The 22596-nt window shown below is 64.0% G+C and carries 22 protein-coding genes; 9 read left to right on the top strand and 13 right to left on the bottom strand.

Translation table 11 applies throughout. From position 1 onward, the window contains the following. Positions 1-41 precede the first annotated feature (41 nt). The 4 genes from PHO31112_RS14560 (at position 42) to PHO31112_RS14545 (ending at position 4403) form a co-directional block, all read left to right on the top strand. Positions 42-455: a 2Fe-2S iron-sulfur cluster-binding protein gene (locus tag PHO31112_RS14560; RefSeq protein ID WP_343042746.1), complete on the top strand. Its 414-nt coding sequence runs from the start codon at positions 42-44 to the stop codon at positions 453-455. 63 nt (positions 456-518) lie between these two features. Next, entirely contained in the window at positions 519-2186 is a 1668-nt protein-coding gene (ettA, locus tag PHO31112_RS14555) for an energy-dependent translational throttle protein EttA (RefSeq protein ID WP_150621172.1), read from the top strand. A gap of 155 nt (positions 2187-2341) precedes the next feature. Then, complete coding sequence (locus tag PHO31112_RS14550) at positions 2342-3139, top strand: 3-hydroxybutyrate dehydrogenase (RefSeq protein WP_150621171.1); 798 nt, start codon at positions 2342-2344, stop codon at positions 3137-3139. Positions 3140-3221: 82 nt separating this feature from the next. After that, positions 3222-4403, top strand: a complete 1182-nt coding sequence (locus tag PHO31112_RS14545; protein WP_150621170.1) for a DUF3734 domain-containing protein — start codon at positions 3222-3224, stop codon at positions 4401-4403. Positions 4404-4505: 102 nt separating this feature from the next. Here PHO31112_RS14545 and PHO31112_RS14540 read toward each other — a convergent pair whose 3' ends face one another. The 9 genes from PHO31112_RS14540 to hemA form a co-directional block, all read right to left on the bottom strand. Next, entirely contained in the window at positions 4506-5033 is a 528-nt protein-coding gene (locus PHO31112_RS14540; RefSeq protein WP_150621169.1) for a chemotaxis protein CheD, read from the bottom strand. Next, positions 5017-5361 carry a CheR family methyltransferase gene (locus PHO31112_RS27655; RefSeq protein ID WP_150621168.1) on the bottom strand — a complete coding sequence of 115 codons (345 nt, stop codon included), beginning with the start codon at positions 5359-5361 and terminating at the stop codon, positions 5017-5019. The genes PHO31112_RS14540 and PHO31112_RS27655 overlap by 17 nt, the downstream gene beginning before the upstream one ends. Before the next feature lie 1007 nt (positions 5362-6368). Next, on the bottom strand, positions 6369-6680 hold the full coding sequence (locus tag PHO31112_RS14530) for a hypothetical protein (RefSeq protein ID WP_150621167.1): 312 nt from the start codon (positions 6678-6680) through the stop codon (positions 6369-6371). A 172-nt stretch (positions 6681-6852) separates the two neighbouring features. Next, positions 6853-7146, bottom strand: a complete 294-nt coding sequence (locus tag PHO31112_RS14525; protein WP_150621166.1) for a hypothetical protein — start codon at positions 7144-7146, stop codon at positions 6853-6855. A 371-nt stretch (positions 7147-7517) separates the two neighbouring features. Continuing rightward, entirely contained in the window at positions 7518-8126 is a 609-nt protein-coding gene (locus PHO31112_RS14520; protein WP_150621165.1) for a UbiX family flavin prenyltransferase, read from the bottom strand. A gap of 10 nt (positions 8127-8136) precedes the next feature. After that, entirely contained in the window at positions 8137-8451 is a 315-nt protein-coding gene (grxD, locus tag PHO31112_RS14515; RefSeq protein ID WP_150621164.1) for a Grx4 family monothiol glutaredoxin, read from the bottom strand. A gap of 85 nt (positions 8452-8536) precedes the next feature. Further along, positions 8537-9403 (bottom strand): peptide chain release factor N(5)-glutamine methyltransferase, encoded by an 867-nt coding sequence (prmC, locus tag PHO31112_RS14510; RefSeq protein WP_150621163.1) that lies wholly within the window; start codon positions 9401-9403, stop codon positions 8537-8539. Further along, positions 9403-10485, bottom strand: coding sequence for a peptide chain release factor 1 (gene prfA, locus PHO31112_RS14505; RefSeq protein ID WP_150621162.1), 1083 nt, complete (start codon positions 10483-10485; stop codon positions 9403-9405). The genes prmC and prfA overlap by 1 nt, the downstream gene beginning before the upstream one ends. Continuing rightward, entirely contained in the window at positions 10486-11778 is a 1293-nt protein-coding gene (gene hemA / locus PHO31112_RS14500) for a glutamyl-tRNA reductase (protein WP_150621161.1), read from the bottom strand. A 284-nt stretch (positions 11779-12062) separates the two neighbouring features. Between hemA and PHO31112_RS14495 the strand changes: the two genes are divergently transcribed. The 3 genes from PHO31112_RS14495 (at position 12063) to PHO31112_RS14485 (ending at position 14462) form a co-directional block, all read left to right on the top strand. Then, entirely contained in the window at positions 12063-12317 is a 255-nt protein-coding gene (locus PHO31112_RS14495) for a GlsB/YeaQ/YmgE family stress response membrane protein (protein ID WP_150621160.1), read from the top strand. A gap of 20 nt (positions 12318-12337) precedes the next feature. Then, a complete protein-coding gene (locus PHO31112_RS14490; RefSeq protein ID WP_010808688.1) occupies positions 12338-12577 on the top strand; it encodes a GlsB/YeaQ/YmgE family stress response membrane protein in 240 nt (79 codons plus the stop codon). 385 nt (positions 12578-12962) lie between these two features. Continuing rightward, positions 12963-14462: an MDR family MFS transporter gene (locus tag PHO31112_RS14485; protein ID WP_150621159.1), complete on the top strand. Its 1500-nt coding sequence runs from the start codon at positions 12963-12965 to the stop codon at positions 14460-14462. A 90-nt stretch (positions 14463-14552) separates the two neighbouring features. Here PHO31112_RS14485 and PHO31112_RS14480 read toward each other — a convergent pair whose 3' ends face one another. After that, complete coding sequence (locus tag PHO31112_RS14480; protein WP_150621158.1) at positions 14553-16994, bottom strand: penicillin acylase family protein; 2442 nt, start codon at positions 16992-16994, stop codon at positions 14553-14555. A gap of 237 nt (positions 16995-17231) precedes the next feature. Between PHO31112_RS14480 and PHO31112_RS14475 the strand changes: the two genes are divergently transcribed. Further along, positions 17232-17681, top strand: a complete 450-nt coding sequence (locus tag PHO31112_RS14475) for a GtrA family protein (RefSeq protein WP_246178204.1) — start codon at positions 17232-17234, stop codon at positions 17679-17681. Positions 17682-17708: 27 nt separating this feature from the next. Here the strand turns inward: PHO31112_RS14475 and PHO31112_RS14470 are convergent, their stop codons facing one another. The 3 genes from PHO31112_RS14470 to PHO31112_RS14460 form a co-directional block, all read right to left on the bottom strand. After that, entirely contained in the window at positions 17709-18611 is a 903-nt protein-coding gene (locus PHO31112_RS14470; protein WP_150621157.1) for a glycosyltransferase, read from the bottom strand. A gap of 5 nt (positions 18612-18616) precedes the next feature. Next, positions 18617-19930 carry a glycosyltransferase family 87 protein gene (locus tag PHO31112_RS14465; protein ID WP_150621156.1) on the bottom strand — a complete coding sequence of 438 codons (1314 nt, stop codon included), beginning with the start codon at positions 19928-19930 and terminating at the stop codon, positions 18617-18619. A gap of 389 nt (positions 19931-20319) precedes the next feature. Then, complete coding sequence (locus PHO31112_RS14460) at positions 20320-21792, bottom strand: SLC13 family permease (protein WP_174995722.1); 1473 nt, start codon at positions 21790-21792, stop codon at positions 20320-20322. Between the two features lie 70 nt (positions 21793-21862). Here PHO31112_RS14460 and PHO31112_RS14455 point away from each other — a divergent pair, with 70 nt between their 5' ends. Next, a complete protein-coding gene (locus PHO31112_RS14455; protein WP_150621154.1) occupies positions 21863-22519 on the top strand; it encodes a GntR family transcriptional regulator in 657 nt (218 codons plus the stop codon). Positions 22520-22596: the final 77 nt, after the last annotated feature.

The following is a 22596-nucleotide window of genomic DNA, read 5'->3' as shown; positions in this document are numbered from 1 at the left end:
GGCGGGCTCGGGGACGCGACAAAAAGCCGCTGGAACGAGGTATGGTAGCGCGTTGGCGCAAGATGCGCCGTGCACCCTCCCGATCACTTCCGAACCCGTATCTTTTGGACAGCGCTTCCCCCGGCCCCGTCGCCCCACCTATCGAAACGCCCGAGCCGGCGCCTTACCGCGTCACGCTCATGCCGTCGGGCTGGCAGTTCGACGCCCCGGCCGGTAGGCCGATTCTGCTCGCGGCGCAAGCCGCCGGTTTCAAGCTGCCGAGCCTATGCCGCAACGGCACCTGCCGCGCATGTCTGTGTCAGGCGCAAACCGGCGGCGAGCCAGCGCCGGTGGTCTACCGCATCGAATGGCCAGGGTTGTCGCGTGAAGAGAAGGGGCAGGGCTGGCTGCTGCCGTGCTGCGCGCACGCGCGTGCCGACCTCGTCATCGACGCGCCTGACGCCGCGCTTTGTTAAACTTGCCGCTATCTGGCGCTCGCCTTCGAGCCGTCATAACCGTTTCAGGATCAGGAAAGCCGAATGGCACAGTACGTATTCAGCATGAACCGCGTGGGCAAGATCGTGCCGCCCAAGCGTCACATCCTCAAGGACATCTCTCTGTCGTTCTTCCCGGGCGCCAAGATCGGCGTGCTGGGCCTGAACGGTTCGGGCAAATCGACGCTGCTCAAGATCATGGCGGGCGTGGACAAGGAGATCGAGGGTGAAGCGATCCCGATGGCGAACCTGAATATCGGTTATCTGCCGCAGGAGCCGCAACTCGATCCGGAACAGACGGTGCGTGAAGCCGTGGAAGGCGGCATGGGCGAAGTGTTCGAAGCGCGCACGAAGCTCGACGGGATCTATGCGGCATACGCCGAGCCGGACGCCGACTTCGATGCGCTTGCCGCCGAGCAAGCCAAGTACGAAGCGATTCTCGCCGCGAGCGACGGCAACAACATCGAGCAAACGCTGGAAGTCGCCGCCGATGCGCTGCGCCTGCCGCCTTGGGACGCCAAGATCGGCGTGCTCTCGGGCGGTGAAAAGCGTCGTGTGGCATTGGCCCGTCTGCTGCTCTCGAAGCCGGACATGCTCTTGCTCGACGAACCGACCAACCACCTGGACGCCGAATCGGTCGACTGGCTCGAACAATTTCTCACGCGCTTCCCGGGCACCGTGGTGGCCGTCACCCACGATCGCTACTTCCTCGACAACGCCGCCGAGTGGATTCTCGAACTCGACCGCGGTCACGGCATTCCCTGGAAGGGCAACTACAGCTCCTGGCTCGACCAGAAGGAGCAGCGCCTGAAGCAGGAAGAGTCGACCGAGTCGGCCCGTCAGAAGGCGCTCAAGAAGGAACTGGAGTGGGTGCGCCAGAATCCGAAGGGCCGCCAGGCGAAGTCGAAGGCGCGTCTTGCCCGTTTCGACGAACTCAACAGCCAGGAATATCAGAAGCGCAACGAAACCCAGGAAATCTTCATCCCGGTGGGTGAGCGCCTGGGCAACGAAGTCGTCGAGTTCAAGAACGTGTCGAAGGCCTTCGGCGACCGTTTGCTGATCGACGACCTGAGCTTCACCGTGCCGCCGGGCGCGATCGTCGGCATCATCGGCCCGAACGGTGCCGGTAAGTCGACTTTCTTCAAGATGCTCACGGGCCGCGAGCAACCGGACAGCGGCGAGATCAAGGTCGGGCCGACGGTCAAGATGGCTTACGTCGACCAGAGCCGCGACGCGCTGGACGGCAGCAAGACCGTGTTCGAAGAGATCTCGGGCGGTGCCGACGTGCTGACGGTGGGCAAGTACGAAACGCCGTCGCGCGCCTATATCGGCCGCTTCAACTTCAAGGGCTCGGACCAGCAGAAGCAGGTTGGTTCGCTCTCGGGCGGCGAGCGTGGCCGTTTGCATATGGCCAAGACGCTGATCTCCGGCGGCAACGTGTTGCTGCTCGATGAACCGTCGAACGATCTGGACGTCGAAACCTTGCGTGCACTCGAGGACGCGCTGCTCGAGTTCGCCGGTTGTGTGATGGTCATCTCGCACGATCGCTGGTTCCTCGACCGTATCGCCACGCATATTCTGGCCTTCGAAGGCGACTCGCACGTCGAGTTCTTCCCCGGCAACTATCAGGAGTACGAGGCGGACAAGAAGAAACGCCTCGGCGAGGAGGGAGCAAAACCGAAGCGAATCCGCTACAAGCCGATCGCGCGGTAACGCAGGAAAAGGCGCCGCAAGGCGCCTTTTCTGTTTGAACGGTGGCTCGGCAGGTCGCCGCAACAGGCCTGCCGTCCGCAACCCGTGTTCGACGTGCCATGCCGACGCGCAGTGCGCGGCATGACCCGCCATTTTGACGAATCAGGAGTGTGCAAATGAGCCAGTCAGTGAATCAGTTGAATGGAAAAGTCGCCGTGGTCACTGGTGCGGCCAGTGGCATCGGGAAGGAAATCGCACTCACGCTCGCGCGCGCCGGTGCGGCCGTGGCGATTGCCGATCTGAACCAGCAGGGGGCCGACGCCGTGGCCGAAGAGATCAAGGCGGCCGGCGGCCGTGCCATCGGCGTGGCGATGGACGTGACCAGCGAAGAGGCGGTGAACAGCGGTATCGACAAGGTGGCCGCCACCTTCGGTTCGGTCGACATCCTGATCTCGAACGCGGGCATCCAGATCGTCAATCCCATCGAGAACTATGCGTTTTCCGACTGGAAGAAGATGCAGGCCATTCACGTGGATGGCGCGTTCCTCACCACCAAGGCGGCGCTCAAGCATATGTACAAGGACGACCGGGGCGGCATCGTCATCTACATGGGCTCGGTGCACTCGCACGAGGCGTCGCCGCTGAAGTCGGCCTATGTGGCGGCCAAACACGCCTTGTTGGGACTCGCCCGCGTGCTCGCCAAGGAAGGCGCGAAGCATAACGTGCGCTCGCACGTCATCTGCCCGGGCTTCGTGCGCACGCCGCTCGTCGACAAGCAGATTCCGGAGCAGGCCAAGGAACTGGGCATTTCGGAAGACGATGTCGTCAAGAAAGTCATGCTCGGCGGCACGGTCGACGGTGTGTTCACCACGGTCGACGACGTTGCGCAAACCGCGCTCTTCCTCGCCACCTTCCCGACGGCCGCGTTCACGGGCCAGTCGTTCGTGGTGAGCCACGGCTGGTTCATGCAGTAAGCGCAAGGTTTCACCCGCGCCGGCCATGTCACGCGCCGGCGCAGCCCCCACGTCAGCAGCAGCAAGTCTCAGGAGAACGGTCATGACGGCCAATCCGCCGAAAGTCCCCAAACGCACCATCGATCTGCCGCCTTACGAGACGGTCGCACTCGTTTTGCAGGGTGGCGGGGCACTTGGGGCTTATCAGGCGGGCGTGTATGCCGGATTGTTCGAAGCCGGGATTGCACCCAACTGGGTCGCGGGCATTTCCATCGGCGCACTCAATACCGCCGTCATCGCGGGCAATCCGCCGGAGCGTCGCGTAGCGCAACTCGAGGCGTTCTGGCGCACGATCTGCGAGCCCGCCGTATTCCCGCCGCTACCGGCGCCGCTCGAAGCGGCCATCCTCAATGGCCCCGAATCGGGGCGCATCGCCTACAGCGCATGGCAGGCGTGGCGCGCCACGGTCGAAGGCCAGAAGGGTTTCTTCACGCCGCGCTGGCCGCAACCGCTGCCCACCGCCATGGGCGATCCGGCACATGCGAGTTACTACGACACGTCGGCGTTGCGCAGCACGCTGGAGCGCTTCGTCGACTTCGACCGTATCAATTCGCGCGAGATTCGGGTGTCCGTTGGTGCCGTCAACGTGCACACGGGCAACTTCGTCTATTTCGACAACACCCGCGAAGTGCTGCGCGCGGAGCACTTCATGGCGTCCGGTGCTTTGCCGCCGGGGTTCCCCGCCGTGGAGATCGACGGCCAATATTTCTGGGACGGTGGGCTCGTGTCGAACACGCCGCTCTCGGAAGTGCTCGGTACGTCGCCGCGCCGCGACACGCTCGTGTTTCAGGTCGATCTATGGAGTGCGCGCGGGCCGCTGCCCGACAATCTGAACGATGTCGCCGACCGGCAGAAGGATATCCAGTTCTCGAGCCGCACGCGTCTCGTGACCGACAATCTGCAACGTGCGCAGCACTATCGCCGTGTGTTGCGCGAAGTGCTCGAACGGGTGCCTGCGCAGGTGCGTGCGCGAGACCCGTGGTGCCACGCGGCGGAAGACATCGCTTGCAGCAAACGCTATAACGTCATCCAGCTGATCTATCGCAACAAGGAGTACGAGGGGCACTACAAGGACTATCAGTTCGGCCTCTCTACCATGCTTGATCACTGGGCGAGCGGTCTCGATGACGTGCGGCGTACCCTCGCGCATCCCGAATGGCTGGCGATGCCCAACGACACGTCGGGCTTCATTACGCACGACATTCATCGTCACGAAGTCGTTTGACGCCGCCTGCGTTCTCATCCCGCTCATACGACCCCTGCGACCGGCGCTCGCGTCGCGCCCGCGATAACGTCGCGGTGCAGAAAGGAAAATCCCAGCGTGCGTTCATGATTCCCGTCCCACGAGTCGAAGCGCGGGGCGACGCGGCACCGCAGCGCCCCCGTTGACGCCGATTGTGCGCACATAGAACGTGTGATGCGCACAGTCGATGGTGAGTTGCCGTCCGATCTCGCCGCCAACTTCGAGGTGCACGATCGGAATGCCGGTCTCGGCAATCAACGCCTGCGCCATCTTGGCGTTGGCGACGCCGATCAGCTCGTGCCGGGCGGTCGGCGGGTGCGGCATCATGTTGCCGCCGCCTGCGATCACGGCTTCGATCTCGCTGCGGCGTGCGCCGTCGGCCTTCATCAACGCAAGCAGCGAAGGCACCGCTTGCGTTACGTACTTCGCACCGATGGTGAGCGTTGGATTCGGCGCTTCCGGCAACAGGCAGTGGGCAAGTCCATATAGCCCGCGCGATCGCCACATCAGGCCGATGCCCACACACGAGCCCAGGGTGGCGCGCAGCACGTCTTCGCCGCGCCCGATGCGCACCTCGCCCATCAACACCTGAATGTCATGCGATGGCCCCATTTGACGCTCCCTGATTCCGGTAAATGAGCGGTTGCTCAAACCGATAGCCGGTCGAGAGCCGCGCAAGCGACTCAGATTCACCGGCAATCAGCACGCCTTCGGGTGCAAGCGTGCGGCGAACGTTCTCGAAAACACGCTCCTGATCGGCTGTTTCGAAATAGATGAGCATGTTGCGCAGCATCACGAGATCTCGGAGATCGCCCGCTGCCGCATGATTGACCGTGTCGAGCAACAGCGCGACCTGCTGCATGATGTCGGTAGCGAACGTTACCCCTTTGGCGTGTGGTTCCTGCGGCTCCCTTTGGAATTCAGGCGTGGCGATTTCCATGACCTTCTCCCCTTATAGGCTAGCCTCGGCGCGTGTCGTGCGACCGTCACAAAAGGGATGCTGCGCGAGTCAAAAATTGGTGCGCAGTCCTCTATCGGCGCGATTACGACAGCGCAAAAGGCAACTTGAGATCAGTGCTTACCCGAATGTTGTTTTTTGCATCGAACCGCAAAAATGCTTCGAAAGACGCGTCAAATAAGGATTTAAAGATAGAGGAATGGTGCCAGAAGTCGACGCTGTTATAGCGTCAATACACTTCAAACACACAAATGAAGTGCGTAACCAGTGCGTGCCTGTGCGGGACATTGGTGCGATCCAGTGTCGGAAACGCTCGGCATAACAGATCGGACGGGCGGGAAAAATACCTCTCCCCGCGTTTGAAACGGGGGGAGGTTTGACTCAAAGTCGCACTCTTCGGGGCAATTGAAAGGGCGATATCTGTCGCCACGCAATCCCCGTGCCAGACCGGTTGGCCGCCGGAAACCCTTGTCGTTATTAAGTTCCCGCAGCTCTCGCCGACGCGACGTTACGGCCGCATTCGCCGGATGTTACGTAACAAAGTGCGACACATTCCCGATTTGGCAACCTTCGCTTACACGACTTACAGACGCGTGATGGGCTTCCTATAGGCGTGACGATATAAAAGAAAGCGAACGGATTCACGTTCCACTTTCAGGAGTCAGATCATGAAGTTCGTCGTTGCTGCGCTGCTAGCCGTCACGCTTGCCGGGTGTGTGGTTGTCCCGGCCCGGCCGTATTACGGCGGTTATTATGGGCATCCGTGCTGCTATCGTTATTAATGTGTGAAAAGCGTTTTGTGGCGTAAAAGCGTGAAGACAGGATAGAGAAAGCAGCGATGAAATCGCATCGCCCTAATAAGGGAAGAGGAAGCAAGGTATTTTCAAAACTCGATAAGAAAAGCCCCGCAGGTTTTACCTTGCGGGGTTTTTCTTATCTGCCGACGCGAACCTGTGTCACCGTCGAGACAGCATTCGCGGTGCGCAGACTTAATGGCGGTGATGCCAATCGCGGCGATCGTAATAGCGACGATCCCAGTCGCGATCGTGACGCCAATGACCCGGCGGCGGGCCACGCCAGTATTGCGGTCGCGGTGCGTAGACCACAGGCGGCGGCGCGATGACCATCGGCGCTGGTGCAGCGTAGACCGGCGGCGCATAGGCCGGGCCCGGCGCCACGATAGCCGGCCCCGGAATGCCGATGTTCACCGACACGTCGGTGCGTGCGAACGCACTGCTCGAAACGAGTATCGCTGCGATAGCCGCGATGGCCGCAGCGGCAGCCCGGTATTGACCCTTCATTCGTTCTCCTTGCCTTCCTGTCGGCGCGCATTGTCCGGACGCGCATTGACGCGCGATTCGTGGTCCCGATTTTACGGAGCGCGCGCGCCGGCCTGTGCTACGGCGGCACTACAGATGTAACAAGGCGTAAGGAAACCTGCGATGGCGTTTGCAGGCGAGGCGCGGCGGCGACTCAGCGTCGTTCGTGATCTCGTGGGGCGAGAAAGCTTGCGGGACGACGTCCGCGTCGTGCCGAAGTCGCAAAGTACGACGGCCGCCGCAAGTCCTGCGTCTCGTTCGGCGAGCGCCAGTAGGGGGTGCGCGGGGTGCCGAGCAGATCTCCCGGGCGATGTGGCGATAGCGTCGGCATCGACGCGGGCCATGCGATCTGACGCCAACGGGCACCGGCCGGCACGACGAGTACCAGCATGACGAAAACGAGCGTCACGACAGCATAGACGACAACAGGCGAGAGGGCGGTCTCCATGACAAACTCCGGTCGCGAACATGTCACACCACGGGGAAGGCGGCTTGGCACGCAAAGTGTGGCGTTTTCACTATAGTCCATGCGAGTCTTGCTGGCACTCGGTTGAGACTACGCATGTTGCGGGCCTACACGACATACGCTGTTTCCCGAATGCCGCTGCCATGCGGCGCGGCGGCCACGCTGGCGTCAACCGTGACTTCGCAGTTATCTGCTCGATCCGAAGAGATCAGGCCCGAACTGTGCGCGCAGATGGCGGAGCCGGCGGCCGGGCAGTGGCGAGGCGCGCTCGACACGTTGCAGCGCTGGGGCGATGGCGTGAGGCGAGCGGCCGCACGACGGCGCTCAGCCGACTCACTGCACTCACTGCGGACTCAGGCTTCGGTGTTCTTGCCAAGACCGTCCCAACTCGTGGAGACGGGCGCTGCAATGCCGAACAGATCGATCACCCGCGCGACCGTGTCGTCGACCATCGCATCGAGCGATTCCGGGCGGTTGTAGAACGCGGGCAGAGGCGGGTAGACGATGCCGCCCATTTCGGTGACAGCTGTCATGTTGCGCAGATGCGCAAGATTGAAGGGCGTTTCGCGCACCATCAGCACAAGGCGGCGGCGCTCCTTCAAGGTGACGTCGGCCGCGCGGGCGATCAGGTTGTCCGAGAGCCCGTGCGCGACACTCGCGAGCGTCTTCATCGAGCAGGGGGCGACGATCATGCCCGCCGTCGCGAAAGAGCCGCTGGCGATGTTCGCGCCGATCTCGCGCACGCTATGGTACTGATCGGCCAGCGCCTGCACGTCGGCACGCTCCAGCCCAAGTTCGTGACGCAGCGTCAGCCAGGCTGCGCTCGACACGATCAGATGGGTCTTGACGCCGCCCATGGCGCGCAGCCGTTCAAGCAGGCGCACGCCGTAGATTGCACCGGTCGCGCCGGTCATGGCAACGATCAGACGCGCGGGCCGCGGCGTTCCCGTCGACACTGTCATCGAGACGGTGTTACACGAGGTCGGCGAGAACCTGCTTGAGTTCGCCGCTCTGGTACATCTCCATCATGATGTCCGAGCCGCCGATGAATTCGCCGCCGATGTAGAGCTGGGGAATGGTCGGCCAGTTGGCGAATTCCTTCACGCCCTGGCGGATTTCTTCGTCTTGCAGCACGTCCACCGTGAACAGATTGTCGACGCCGCAGGCCTTCAGGATCTGCACGGCACGGCCCGAGAAGCCACACATCGGGAATTGCGCGTTGCCCTTCATGAAGAGCACGACGGGATGTTCGGTGACGATTTGCTGGATACGTTGCTGGGTGGTCATGGTGGAAAAGCCCGTGGGGGATGCCGGAAATTCGGCGTATCTCGCATTTTAGCGGTTTTCGGCCGCGCCTGTCGTCGGCGGGCGCTCAGACGCGCCGGCCACCCGTGGTGCGCTCGATGCCCGCCAGATCGCGTTCAGAGAAAACGTCGGCAAAGCCCACCGCCTGGCAAAGTTCGCGAACGTCGGCGGCCTGATGGTAACCATGCTCGCATAGCAGCCAGCTATCCGGCAGCAGGCGCGAGGGCGCCCCGGCCACGATCGTGCGCAAAGCGGCAAGGCCGTCCGCGTGGTCGGTCAGGGCGTCGACCGGCTCGAAGCGCAGATCGCCTTGCGAGAGATGTTCGTCCCCCGACACGATATACGGCGGATTCGAGACGATGATGTCGAACGGTGCAGCGTCGCCGGGCAATACCGCGTACCAGTCGCTCTCGACGAACGCAACGCGCTCGTCCAGACCGAGTCGCCGTGCGTTTTCACGAGCAACGTCGAGCGCATCGGCCGAGCGGTCGAGCGCGGTGACCTGGGCGTCGGGCCGGCTGTGGGCAATGGCCAGCGCAATCGCGCCGCTGCCGGTGCCCAGATCGAGCACACGCGGCGCCGTGCGAGCTTCCAGACGCGCAAGCGCCAGCTCCACGAGCAATTCGGTTTCCGGCCGGGGAATGAGGACGGAAGGGCTGACCGTCAGTGTCAGGCCGAAGAACTCCCGCGTACCCGTCAGATAGGCGATGGGCTCGCCCGCTATGCGACGCGCGTGCAGCGCGCGATAGACGGCGAGCGTCTCGGGCGCAAGTGGCTCGCGGTCGCGGGTAATCAGTTGCGTGCGGCTCCAGCCGAGCACATGCGAGAGCAGGATGCGCGACTCCAGCGGTGGCAGCCCCGGTTCGCGCAGCAAGGACGCGACGGTGCTGACCGTGGCGCCCGTGTGCGGCGCGTCGCCGGCGTCGTGCGTCATCAGGCGGCCTCGCCCAGTGACGCCAGCAGTTCGGCCTGATGCTCGGTGACGAGGGCGTTGATCATTTCGTCGAGATCGCCGTCCATGATGTACTCGAGCTTGTAGAGCGTGAGGTTGATGCGGTGGTCCGTCATCCGCCCTTGCGGGAAGTTGTACGTGCGAATGCGCTCCGAGCGGTCGCCCGAGCCGATCAGGCTCTTGCGCGTGGCGGCTTCCTTGGCTTGCTGGGCGCGCATTTGGCTGTCCTTGATGCGCGCGGCCAGCACCTTGAGCGCTTTGTCTTTGTTGCGATGCTGCGAGCGGTCGTCCTGACACTCGACGACGATGCCCGTCGGCAAGTGCGTGATACGCACCGCCGAGTCCGTCTTGTTGACGTGCTGCCCGCCGGCCCCCGACGCGCGGAACGTGTCGACGCGGATGTCGGCCGGGTTGATTTCGACGTCGGCGACGTCGTCGGCTTCAGGCATCACCGCCACCGTGCAGGCGGACGTGTGAATGCGGCCCTGTGTTTCCGTGGCCGGCACGCGTTGTACGCGATGACCGCCCGATTCGAACTTGAGCCGGGAATACGCGCCCTGGCCGATCAGCCGCACGATCACTTCCTTGTAGCCGCCCAGATCCGATTCGCTCGCCGACATGATCTCGACCTGCCAGCGTTGGCGTTCCGCGTAACGCGTGTACATGCGCAGCAGATCGCCGGCGAACAGCGCCGATTCGTCGCCGCCGGTGCCCGCACGGATTTCCAGATAGATGTTGCGGTCGTCATTCGGGTCGCGCGGCAGCAGCATGCGTTGCAGCGTGCCTTCCATGTCGTCCATGCGTGCGCGGGCATTCGCGGCTTCGTCTTCCGCGAACTCGCGCATCTCGGGGTCGGCCGCCATCTCTTGCGCCGCCGCGACATCGTCCTGGGCGTCGCGGTATTGGCGATATTGTTCGACGACCGGCGCCAGCTCGGCGTGCTCGCGTGTGAGCTTGCGGTAGTTGTCCAGATCGCGCGTGACGTCGCTCTGGCTCAATAGCCCATCAAGCTCGACCAGACGTTGCATCAACTGGTCGAGCTTGGCTTGCATGCTCGCTTTCATCTATTTTTCGGCGTTTCCCGAGGTGCGGAACAGTTCGGGAATGAGGTGAATGATTTGCTCGCGCGAATCGCCGCGCGCCGTGTTCAGGGCGTGGGTCGGGCCGTGCAGGAATTTCTTGGTGAGGGACTGGGACAGGGCTTCGAGCACGGCGGCGGGATCGTCGCCACGCGCGAGCATGCGCTGGGCACGCTCGAGTTCGGTCAGGCGCATGGCCTCTGCGGTGCCGTGAATGTCGCGGATGACCGGCACGACGCTGCGGGCGTCGAGCCATTGCATGAAGTTCTGGACGCGCGTCTCGATAATCGCCTCGGCCTGCGCGACCGCCGCCTGACGCAGCGCATTGCCTTCGCGCACGACCGCGCCGAGATCGTCGACCGTGTACAGGAAGACGTCGGCCAGACGGCCGACTTCCGGCTCGATGTCGCGCGGCACGGCCAGATCGACCATGAACATCGGCTTGTGCTTGCGGGCCTTGATGGCGCGCTCGACCGCGCCGAGTCCGATCAGCGGCAAGGTGCTCGCGGTGCACGACACGACGATGTCGAATTCATGCAGACGCAGCGGCAACTCCGACAAACGGATGGCCGTGCCGCCCAGACGCTCGGCGAGCTTTTCGCCGCGCTCGGCGGTCCGGTTGGCGATGAACAACGCTTTTGGATTCTGCGCGGCGAAGTGCGTGGCGCACAGCTCGATCATCTCGCCCGCACCGATGAACAGCACCTTCTGCGTGTCGATGCTCTCGAAAATGCGCTGGGCAAGCCGCACCGCGGCGGCGGCCATCGACACCGAATGCGCACCGATCTCGGTCTGGCCGCGAACTTCCTTGGCGACCGCGAACGTGCGCTGGAAAAGCTGGTTCAGATACGTGCCCAGCGCGCCGGCTTCGGCGGCGGTGCGCACGGCATCCTTCAACTGACCGAGAATCTGTGTCTCGCCGAGCACCATCGAGTCGAGCCCGCTCGCCACGCGAAAGGCGTGACGCACGGCGTCGGACTGGGGAAGGGCATACAGGTGAGGGGCGAGGTCGCCCGCCGGAATGTTGTGAAACTCGGCCAGCCAGTGCACCGCACGCTCGCGCGCGGCGGTATCGTCGGTGACGCAGTAGATCTCGGTGCGATTGCACGTCGACAGAATGGCTGCCTCGGGGGCGCTCAATTTGCCACTATCGCTGCCGGTCCACAGGCTCTTGAGGCCTGCCAGCGCCGGCTCGATTCGCTCGAACGGAAACGCCACCCGTTCGCGCAGCGAGACGGGCGCGGTGTGATGGTTCAGGCCGAGAGCGAGCAGTTGCATGATGTGGGGGGATCTGATAGCCCCTGATTATAGCGCGTCGACGCGATGCCCGTTTCCGTGGCGCCGCGTGCCCCGCGCGGTGGGACAGCGTACGCCATCATCGCGCAGCCGTCTGGTTTTGACAAATAGGCATCCCCTATATTCCATATAGCGCGGACCGCCACCATCGTCTTCATTGATATATCAGGTGACCGCCACGGCCGGCGGGGCGATTCGTGGTGATTGCCGAAACGTCCGGTTTCAAGGCTATACTGCCGTCGGGTTCCCGTCCTTGGAGACACGAAATGGGCATTATCGGCACCATCGTCGTCGGTCTGATTGTCGGCCTCATCGCACGCGCCCTGCATCCTGGGCGGGATAGCATGGGCATCATCGTGACCATCATCCTCGGCATTGCCGGCGCGCTGTTTGCCCGCTATGTCGGACAGTTCCTCCATCTCTACACCGAAGGGCAGTCGGCTGGCTGGATCGCCTCCATCATCGGCGCGATCGTGCTGCTGGTGATCTACGGCGCCATCAAGCGCAGCCGCGCGGCCTGACGTCACACACGAGACCGGTCATGGACATTGTGGTGCTCTTGCTGGTGGGACTTGTGGCGGGTTGGCTTGCCGGGATGGTGGTCGGCGGCGGCTTCGGTCTTGTCGGCGACATGGTCGTCGGTGTGATCGGTGCGTTCGTCGGCGCCTGGCTGCTGCGGCATCTGGGCATTGCCGTGGGATACGGCACGCTCGGGCGAATCATCACCGCCACGGTCGGCGCCATCGTACTGCTCGCGTTGTTGCGCCTGGTGCGACGATAGGCCGCACAAGCGCGCCGAAAATCGGGACGCTCGATGTCGCGCCGCGGCAACGGCGGAATGCCGGGCGGGCGTCGCGCGGGTCTTTTCGTCGTCCAAAATCTTCTAAGACCTGTCTCGGAGAAAGGTCTTTTGCGAGGCGCTAATCTCCGCGGCATAAGGGTTTTCGGCTCACGGCCCGATGACGCCGTGAGTGCCGTACGCGTTTTTCCACGTTCGGCTATGCTTGTCGCCATCGCCAGACCCAAGTCGTCTTGACTACGCGTGCGGCATCGCCGCCACGTTCGATCCCCGTCTTCCGTCCTCTGGCGTGGCTGCCGCCCCTGACAGGGGTGCGGCGGCACTCATCGCAAGTTGGTGCGCTCGATCCCCCACATTAGAAGAACACATGTCTGCGACACGCCATTCCATGCGGCCATTCATCGTGGCATCCGTCATGGCAGCGACCTCCATGGTTGCCATCGAGGCCACGATCATTTCGACGGCCATGCCGCAAATCGTCGCCCAGCTTGGCGGCCTGAATCTGTATAGCTGGGTCTTCTCTGCCTTCCTGCTCGCACAGACCGCCATGACCGTGGTGTTCGGCAAGCTGGCCGATCTCTATGGCCGCAAGCCGATCATCCTCGTGGGGATCGCCGTCTTCCTGGTGGCCTCGCTCGGCGGCGGGCTGGCGTGGTCCATGCCAGCGATGATCGCGTTCCGCCTGTTGCAGGGCATGGGCGCCGCGTGCATTCAGCCGGTCAGCCTGACCATCATTGCCGACTACTACCCGATCAGCGAGCGCGGCAAGGTGCAGGGCTATCTGGCGAGCGTGTGGGCCATCTCGGCCGTGCTCGGCCCGATGCTCGGCGGCATCATCATCCGCGATCTGTCGTGGGCGTGGATCTTCTGGATCAACATCCCCATCGGTCTGCTGGCGGCGGCGGGTTTCATCGCGTATCTGCACGAAGACGCTCCGCGTCAGCGCCCGAGCATCGACATACTCGGCGCCGTGTTCTTCACGATTGCCGTGGCGGCGCTCATGATCGCCCTCACCGATGCCAACGCCTTCTCCGACACGCATGTCTGGGCCGGGGTGCTCGCGTGCGCCATCGCATCGCTGCTGTTCGTCTGGCAGGAGCGCCGCGCCAAAGACCCGATGATCTCGTTCGCGCTGTGGAGCCGCCGCCCGATTGCGGCGGCCAATGCGGCGACGCTGCTCTCGGGCATGGTGCTCATGGGGTTGACGACCTTCCTGCCGATGTACGCGCAGGGCGTGCTGCGTCAGACCCCGGTCGTGGCGGGCATGGCGCTCACGATGATCATGGTCGGCTGGCCGATTGGCGCGACGCTCGCCGCCAAGACGTTCACGCGTTTCGGCCTGCGCCGCATTCTCGTGGGCGGCAGTCTGTTGATGCCGGTCGGCGGAATCGTCTTTGCGTTGCTGGGGCCGAGCAGTTCGCCGCTGCTCGCCGGGTTCGGCTCGTTGCTCATGGGCTTCTCGATGGGCACGGGCAGCGTGAGTGCGCTCGTGCTGATTCAGGAACTGGTCGACCCGTCGCAACGCGGCAGCGCCACAGCGTCGAACATCTTCTCGCGCAATCTCGGCAGCACACTGGGCGCGACGCTCTTCGGCGCCGTACTCAACTTCGGGTTGACGCATTCGAGCGACGTGGGCGTCGTCACGTCCGATCAGTTGCGTCACGTGCTGGAAGACCGGGGCGTGTCGACGGTGGCCGATCAGGCCATTCGCGCGGTGCTGCAACATTCGCTGCACCTCACATTCCTGTCGATCCTGGCGATTTCGATCGGTGTCGTGCTGTTGCTGCTGTTGGTGCCGACCAACGCCGTGGACCGCTCGCGTGACGCCAAGCGTGAGAAGCCGGAATTCGTGCCGGGCGGTCACTGATCGACGTATCCGCGCGACATGAAAAGAAGCGGCCGGTCGGGATCTCCCACCGGCCGTTTTGACGTCTTCGATGCTGAAACTAACGATGGCTCAACGTGACGCCTCCGGCACCAGATGCAGACGCGACTCGGTGTCCGCCTCGACCGCCGCACGCGAGTACGGCAGCTTGAAGTACTCGCCGTCGAGCCACTTCTGTGCCAGATCGCGATAGTGCGGGCTGTCCGGGTTGCCCGACTCGCCCGGCAGGTTCATCGCGCGCGTGTTGTCCCAGTTGCCCACATCGACCACGATCCGGAACGACGGGCCGTTCGTCTGCCGGAAGTCGCTCACTCGATAGGTCGACTGGTTCGGCGTGAACGGACTGCCGCCCTTGGGCAGCGGGCCGACGTTGAGCTTGGCGCGCATATCGGCGTCCACAGCATCGGCGAGCGGGTGGGCGTTCAGATTCGTCTGGAGCTTACCCCACTGCCATGCACCGGGATCGCCGCCTTGCAGCTTGACCATCTCGCCCCACGCTTCGCCCAGACTCGTGAGCAACACGGCGTCACGCTTCGCTTCGGCGTTCTCGCCGAAGCGGGCGGCGGGTTGTTCGAGGGCGACGAGCATGGTGGCTGGGTCGGGCGCACCGAAACTCTCGGCAGCGGCCTTGGGCAGTACCGCGTTCTTGTAGGTGCGGCCCAGATGGCGGCTGAACCAGACTTCCTCGAGCGCGGCCTGGGCAGAGTCTGCCCGCATGTCGGCATTCCAGCCCTTGAGCAACTTAAGTGCGGCGGCAGTTTGCGGGTCGTCGCTCGAGAGCGGGGCGAGCAGCGCGATGAGACGCCGCGCCGGAATCGACACGATGTCGTTTTGCAGCCGCTCCGAGTCCTCGATCGAGACCTTGTCTTTCGCCTTGAGTACTTCGTCGATGCGAGCATGCCGTGAGCCGTTGGTCCATTCGAAGCCGAGCTTGCGCTCGGCGTACGGATAGCCGGCCGGCAGGTTCATTTCGTTGGACGTCGTGAAATAGCCGGTCGCCGGGTTATACGCCGACGGCAATTGATCGCGCCGCCAGAAACCGGCCCATTCGTAACGACCATCGCCCGGCACGGGCATCAGGCCGTCCCAGTTGGGGCGGATCGGGGCCATGCCGCCGGGTACCCAGCCGATGTTGCCGGCCGTATCCGCATAGACTTGATTGACGGTCGGCGCACCCCACGTGTTGAGCGCTGTCTGAAACTCGGCGTAGGTTTTCGCGCGCATGTAGCGCATGGCGTCGAAGTAGGGCGACATGCCCGGCTCCAGCCACGCCGTGCGCACAGCGTACGCGCGATGCTTGGCCGTGTCGACGTAGATCACCGGCCCATGCTTCGTGAACTTGAGATCAGTCTGCACCGGCGCGCCGTCGCGCACCGCGATGGTCTCGTGCACCGTGCGCATCGGCACCCACTTGCCGCGATAACGATACTGATCGGGGTTGGCGGGGTTCAACGCGTAGACGTACAGATCTTCCTGATCGATGTTGAAGATCGTGAGACCGAATGCGATGGTGCCGTTGTGGCCGATCGCCACGCCGGGAATGGCCGGCTCACCCGCGCCAATCAGATTGAGCGTGGGCGTGCTCACCTGCACGATGTAGCGCAGGCTCGGCGCGGCATAGGCACGATGAGGGTCGTTCGCCATGATGGCGCGGCCCGTGGCAGACTTCTGCGGCGAGATCACCCAGTTGTTGCTGCCTTCGGCCGATTCGGTCGAGACATCGTACGGGCCGTTGTCCGCGAGTTGCACGATATCGGCGTCGGCGTGTTGCAGCGAGTCCCTGGTGATCTTCACGCCTTGCGTGGCGAGATCGAAGACCTTCAGCAGATCGTCGGGCAGACACGGATCGAGGCCGTCGGGCACTTGCGTTTTCCACGTCGGTTGCAGGCCCACGCGCACGCTGTCGGCGTCGAGCGAAGCGCGGCATACGACCTTGGCGCGGGCGACTTCGCTTTTCAGATTCCGTGTCAGGCCGTGGCTGCGAATGCGCACGATGTCCTCAGCCGACCACTTCGCGGGCCAATAGCCGACCTTGCGGAACTCATACGGCATTTGGTCGGGGTGCGAGGCGAGCCAGCCGATATAGGCGTTCACGCCGGCGGCGAACGCCTCGGCGGCAGGTTTCGCGTCGGGGCCATACCGGCGCCACTCGGTGGCCATGTCGCCCCGGTAGACGAAGCGGCGCGCGGCGTCGTCCTGAGCGACGTAGGCGCGCCCGAACACTTCGGATAACTGGCCGAGTCCGCGGCGCCGCCACAGGTCGATCTGGAACAGACGGTCGCGTGCGGCGTTGAAGCCCTGCACGAAGAAGCCGTCGCGCTCGTTGGCGGCGAAGATATGCGGCACGCCGTTATGATCGATCAGGATGTCGGCCGGCTGCGATAGACCGGCGACGGTAAGCGTTTGCGATAGCGTAGCTGTCGCCGCACCATCGGCGGCATGCAGGGACGCGCTCCACGTCGTGACGGCAAAGGCCAGCACACTAGCGACGTGGACGGCATTGGGGCGTTGCATTGTCTTCCTCCTGTTCTTGTTTGGGGGCTTGATGCCGTGGAGTACCACGCAATCCTAGACGCATCGCACAGACGTGCAACCCAAATTCCGGGAAATGGCATAAATTCCTAATCGTCGAGCCGTGGCGAGGCGTAGTGCCGAGACCGCATCGCCAAGCGCTGCCTATGCGCGTGGGTGTGCTCGTATCGTCAGGTGAACCCGCCATCGCCTTCGTTGGTCACTTCTGAGACTACGCCAATGCCGGATACGCGTCGGACGTCTTCAACCGAACCCGCCCCCCTTGGGCAGCGCTGGCGCGCCTCGCCGCACATGCGCACGCTGGTTGTACCGCTCATGCGCTTCGGGGTCTCGGGAGTGATTTCGACGGCCGTGCATGTGATCGTGGCGATCACACTCATCGAAGTTTTCGGGGCCGGGTCGGTGCTGGCGAATGCCGTGGCGTTCTGCACCGCTACGCCCTGTTCCTATTTGCTCAATACCCTATGGAGCTTCTCTGCGCGGGTGCATCGCACGAGTTTCACGCGTTTCGTGCCGGTGGCGATCTTCGGGCTATTGCTCACGACGGTCGTCGCGCGCACGGTGGAGCATCTTGGTGGCAATCACTGGGTGGGCATCGCCGCCGTCGTGCTGATCGTGCCGCCGACCACATTCTTGCTGCATCGCTACTGGACGTATCGGCACGCGTGAGGCATCTCTGGCGCGCTTGCCGTTGCCTCAACGCACGACGAAACGGTGGGCGCGCGAGGCAAGCGACTTGCCGCTACCGGCTTGCGCCCGGAGCGTTTTTCGCGCAGACGGCAGCCGAGCCCCAAATGCATGCGACGGCGCGCGCGACGGCAAATGGCTCACCTTGACGCTGGACTGGTAGCGACGCCGCACCAGATATAGCGGACGCCCCTTCGACTCGTAGTAAATCCGCCCGACGTACTCGCCGATCACACCGATGCCGACAAGCTGGATGCCGCCGAGGAACAGAATGCCGACGAGCAGCGAGGCATAGCCGGGTACGTCGATGCCGCGGATGAGGGTGCGCAGCACGATATAGCTGCCGTATGTGAGCGAGACAAGGGCGAGCGACACACCGATATACGTCCAGCAACGCAGCGGCACGGTGCTGAAGCTGGTAATGCCTTCGAGCGCGAAATTCCACAGCCGCCAGCCCGAGAACTTCGATTCGCCCGCACTGCGCGTCTCGCGCACGTACTCCACGATTTCGGTGTGGAATCCGACCCACGCGAACAATCCCTTCATGAAGCGGCGGCGCTCGGGCAGCCGTTTGAGCGCGGTCACCACACGCCGGTCAATCAGGCGGAAGTCGCCGACGTTCTCGGGCAGCTTCACTTCCGAGAGACGGTTGTGCACACGGTAATAGAGGCCTGCTGCCACCCTTTTGGCGAAGCTGTCGCTCGCGCGGTTCGTGCGTTTGGCCCGCACGACTTCGGCCCCGTCGCGCCAGCACTCGATCATCACGGGGATGAGGGCGGGCGGATCTTGCAGGTCGGCATCGATGGGGATGACGGCGTCACCCTGCGCTTCGTTGTGACAGGGCACGACGAGCGAGACAAGCGGCGGGCGCTGCGGAGACGGCGAACGGCGGGTATCGGCGGCGCGGGGCATGGTGATTACCTCGTGGACGCGGGCGCGGTGACGGACGAACGGCGACTGGGGATGGCGCTGCCGGGGGTGTCCAGGGTATCCGGCACATCGGATACATCGGGGACATGCGCGAGGCGGCGACGGCGGCGCCACAACAGTACGAGCGTTGCCAGCGTGATGAACGGCATGAACTGGAAGCCGATGTATTGCACGCCGAGCAGGCCGAACATCGGCGTGAGCCACAACACGACGAGCCATTCGCGCTCGCCGCGCAGCCACCCGCGCGCGATGCCGTCGCGCACATACCAGGCGATGACGAGCGAGAGAATCGTGAGGTCGTAGTCGTAGAGATAGGGGCTCACGAGCGTGGTCGCGCAAACCAGCATGGCCGCGCGCAACGCAAATGCGCTCGGACGCCGCCAGAAGTCGATCATTGCCGCCACGGCGCAAAGTGCCACCGCGGCGTGAATGACGGCTGCAACCAGGAGCGGTGCGCCCAGCATGCGTGCCGTGACGAAGAACGTCGGCACGCGGATGATCAGTGCGGTGCCGTCGACGATGCTTTGCCGCGCGAATGCCGTTGCGTGCAGGAACGTCGGATAGGCATCGGGGCCGAAGACCGCAGCGGCAAGCGCCGTTGTCGCGATGACCGTGGCAACGGAGGCGGCCAGCGCGCGCCATTGGCGGGCGCAGAGAAAGGCCAGCGGGAAGAGCAGGGCGATGTGCGGTTTGACGAAGAGCAGCCCGGTGAGAATGCCCGCCCACACCGGCCGTTTGCGTAGCATGACGAGCGCGAAGCCCGCGAGCGCAGTGACGTAGAACGAGATCTGTCCTGCCAGGATCACCAACAGTACGCCGGGAAAGCCGACGGTGGCCAGGCGCGCATCGCGCCACGGGGCGGTGCATCGCAGGGCGGCGTAATACAGACTGAAGCCGACGCAGGCATACACCGTGTAGGCGTAGGTGAATGGGAGCAGCGCGATCGGCGCGAGCAGAAGCATGACGAAGGGCGGATAAAGCCAGGGCATGACGCCGCCCAACTTCTCGGCCCACGGTTGCTCGGCAATCTGCACGCGGGTCATCAGTTCGACGTTGTAGGCGTCGAGCGGATGCCCGTGCAACACGAAATGCGAAGCCCCCCAGAACGGCAGGAAGTCGAGGCCGACCGGGCCGACCTTCGGTGCCGGCAGGAACGAGTGCTGATACCACCAGGCGACGCTCACGGCGATGGCGAAGAGCAGACCAGCGCCGCTGTACAGCCTAATGCGAGCGCGGTCGTCGGACCAGTGCCGGCGCTCGCGCGGTGCGACTTCAACGACGGTCGACGGCTTCGATGTCATGCATGAACCTCCCCTCGGCTGCATGAAAGCGGCGATGTTCGACTACGGCGACTGCATGGGGTGACGCGCGGCATCTTCTTGTTCTTGTCTTATGCGCGATTGTCGCGGGTCGCGCACGGCGATCTCAAGCAGGGCATTCCCGGTATGGCGCGCGGTGCTGCCTTGTGCGCCGGGCGCACAAGGGCGATGGCTTCGATCAGCGAGGCATTCTGCGGCCCTGCACGCACGATTTCATCGTAGACGAGACGGTCTCAGAAAGGATCGAGACGAGTCGCTTCGGTGCTCGTCCGCCCGAATTCCCTTGGCGAATGTGGCAAACCGGCGTTTGAAGGAGAAATTCCAGCGGAAAGATCGGGCGATGGGCCGCAGCCTGTCGCACGTTACAGCATTCAGTGAAGACGCAGCAGGCCGATGAGTTGCCACCAGAGCGCGGTCAGCGGGACGACCGTCACCAGCGCGATGAGCGCGCTCGCCACACAGTAGCGGGTGGCGTCGCGAATGCCGATGCCGGCCAGCGCCATGGCCAACACGAGCGGCGGCGCCTGATAAGGCAGTGCGATGGTGGAGATGCCGACGGCCTGCGTCAGCAAGACCGCCTTCACGCCGAGCGGTGCGCCGAGTGCGAGTGCCGGCACCAGGGGGGTGTAGAGCGCGGGGGCGGCGTTCGAGGTGACGAGGAACGTCAGCGCCACCGACAGCGCGACGAGCACCAGATAGGCCGACGCGCTCGACATCTGCGCCAGATCGAGCCGGGACAGCACCGGGCGCAGCGTATTGGCGAGTCCGGCGTGATCGACGGCGGCCGTCAACCCGATGATGGCGGCGACGAACCACAGCGGGGCGAGCTTCACCTGTTTCAGAAACGCATCGGGGTTCACCAGTCGCAACGGTCCGAGGCACAACAGCGCCACGCCGAGTCCGACCCAACCGGCGGCGATGTGATGCCACGGCTCAGTCAGCCAAAGGCCGAGCATCAGCGCCAGCGCGGCGAGCAGGCGCCACTCGCCGGGGCGCATCGGCGTGGGGGCGTTATTCACGCTATCGACGTTATCGAGCGTCGTGGCTTCGGCGAGGAGTGTCAGCCGGTCGGGAAAGAGCCGCGTCGCCACCACCACCAGCACCACACCGCGCACGAGGGCGAGCACGGGCACCAGCGCAATCGCGTACTCGCCATATCCGAGTCGCAGACCGAGCACGGTCTCGGCGGTGCCGGCCATCACGAGGTTGGGCAGGTTGGCGGGAAGAATGGCCGTCGACAATTCGCAGCTGGCCAGCGCGGTCGCCAGCAGAAGTCCGGTGCGGCCAGGGCGGCCGCGCGTCAGTCCGATGCGTTCACAGAAACTCAGCACGATCGGCGTGAGGATGGCGATGCGGCCAAGCGTCGACGGCATCACGATGCCGAGGATGAAAGCAATGGCGACGAAGCCCGCGAGCGCGACGCCGTAGGCGTGACCGCAATGATCGGCGAGCCGCGAAGCGACACGCTCGCCGAGCCCTGTGACACCGAGTGCCATGCCAATGACCGCGCCGCTGAACACAAGCCAGAACGCGCTCGACGTAAAGCCCGAGAACACGACGTTCGCGCCGAGCGACGTACAGGTGGCGAGCAGGAACATCAATACGAGCGATACGAGGAAGTCCGGTAACCAGCCGGTCGCCCAGTAGCCGAGGCAGAACAGAACGATAACCGCCACGGCAAGCGTATCGCCACGCAGTCCAGCGGCGTATAAGCCGAGACCGGCGGCGGCGCTGATCCCCGCGAGGAGGGCGTGACGCCAAAGGTGGCGCGGCGCGAACGTGTCGGCGGCAGTTGCCGTCGCGACGGGCGCGCGAGCGGACGAGGATGGGTTGACCGTAGGCATGGGCATCACCAGTCGTTAAATAATATATAATTATTAATTATTATATATAGTTAACCGGAGGAGACAGTCAATGCGCCAGGAATCGGGCATGGGAACGGCGGTGGAGCGCACGTATGAAACGCTGCGCGAGCAGATCGGCCGTGGCGAGTTGAAGCCGGGTGAGGCCTTGCGTCAAGACCATCTGGCGGCGGCGCTCGGCGTGAGTCACGTGCCGGTGCGCGAGGCGTTGACGATGCTGGCGGCGGATGGGCTGGCGGTGAGCCGGGTCAATCGTGGCACGGTGGTGGCGGCGCTCACGGCGGAAGATGCGCTGGAGTTGGCGGATTTCCGCGCGCTGCTGGAGGGGCGGATGATGGCGCTGGCGATGCCGAATCTGTCGCGCGCGGATCTCGCACGGGCGCGGGCGGCACTCGATGCGTTGGAGGCTGCGACCGACCTTGCGGACATCGTGACCCGTAACGCGGCGTTTCACGCCATGCTGTACGCGAAGGCGGAGCGTCCGTATTTCCAGCGCGCCGTGGCGACGGCACGGCTCAACCTCGGACGCTATCTGTTCCTCACATGGCAGAAGGTGGGCAACGCACAGCGCTCGCACGAAGAGCATCGTGAGTTGCTGCGTTTGTGCGAGGCGGGGGACGATGCCGGCGCCGTGGCGCTGGTACAAGCCCACAATCGCACGACGGGCGAGCAGATCGCCAGGATCATTTGTGAAGGATGGGCGGCCTGAATAGTAGCTCGCGAGGAACCCGCCATGGCGGCGGGATGTGTGGCTGATTCCTCGCGCGGTTCGACGTGCTTTTGGCT

Origin of the sequence: Pandoraea horticolens (genome assembly GCF_902459555.1) — a bacterium.
GTDB classification, from domain to species: domain Bacteria; phylum Pseudomonadota; class Gammaproteobacteria; order Burkholderiales; family Burkholderiaceae; genus Pandoraea; species Pandoraea horticolens.
The sequence above is the reverse complement of the archived record's forward strand: the minus strand, read 5'-3'. Positions and strand labels throughout refer to the sequence as shown.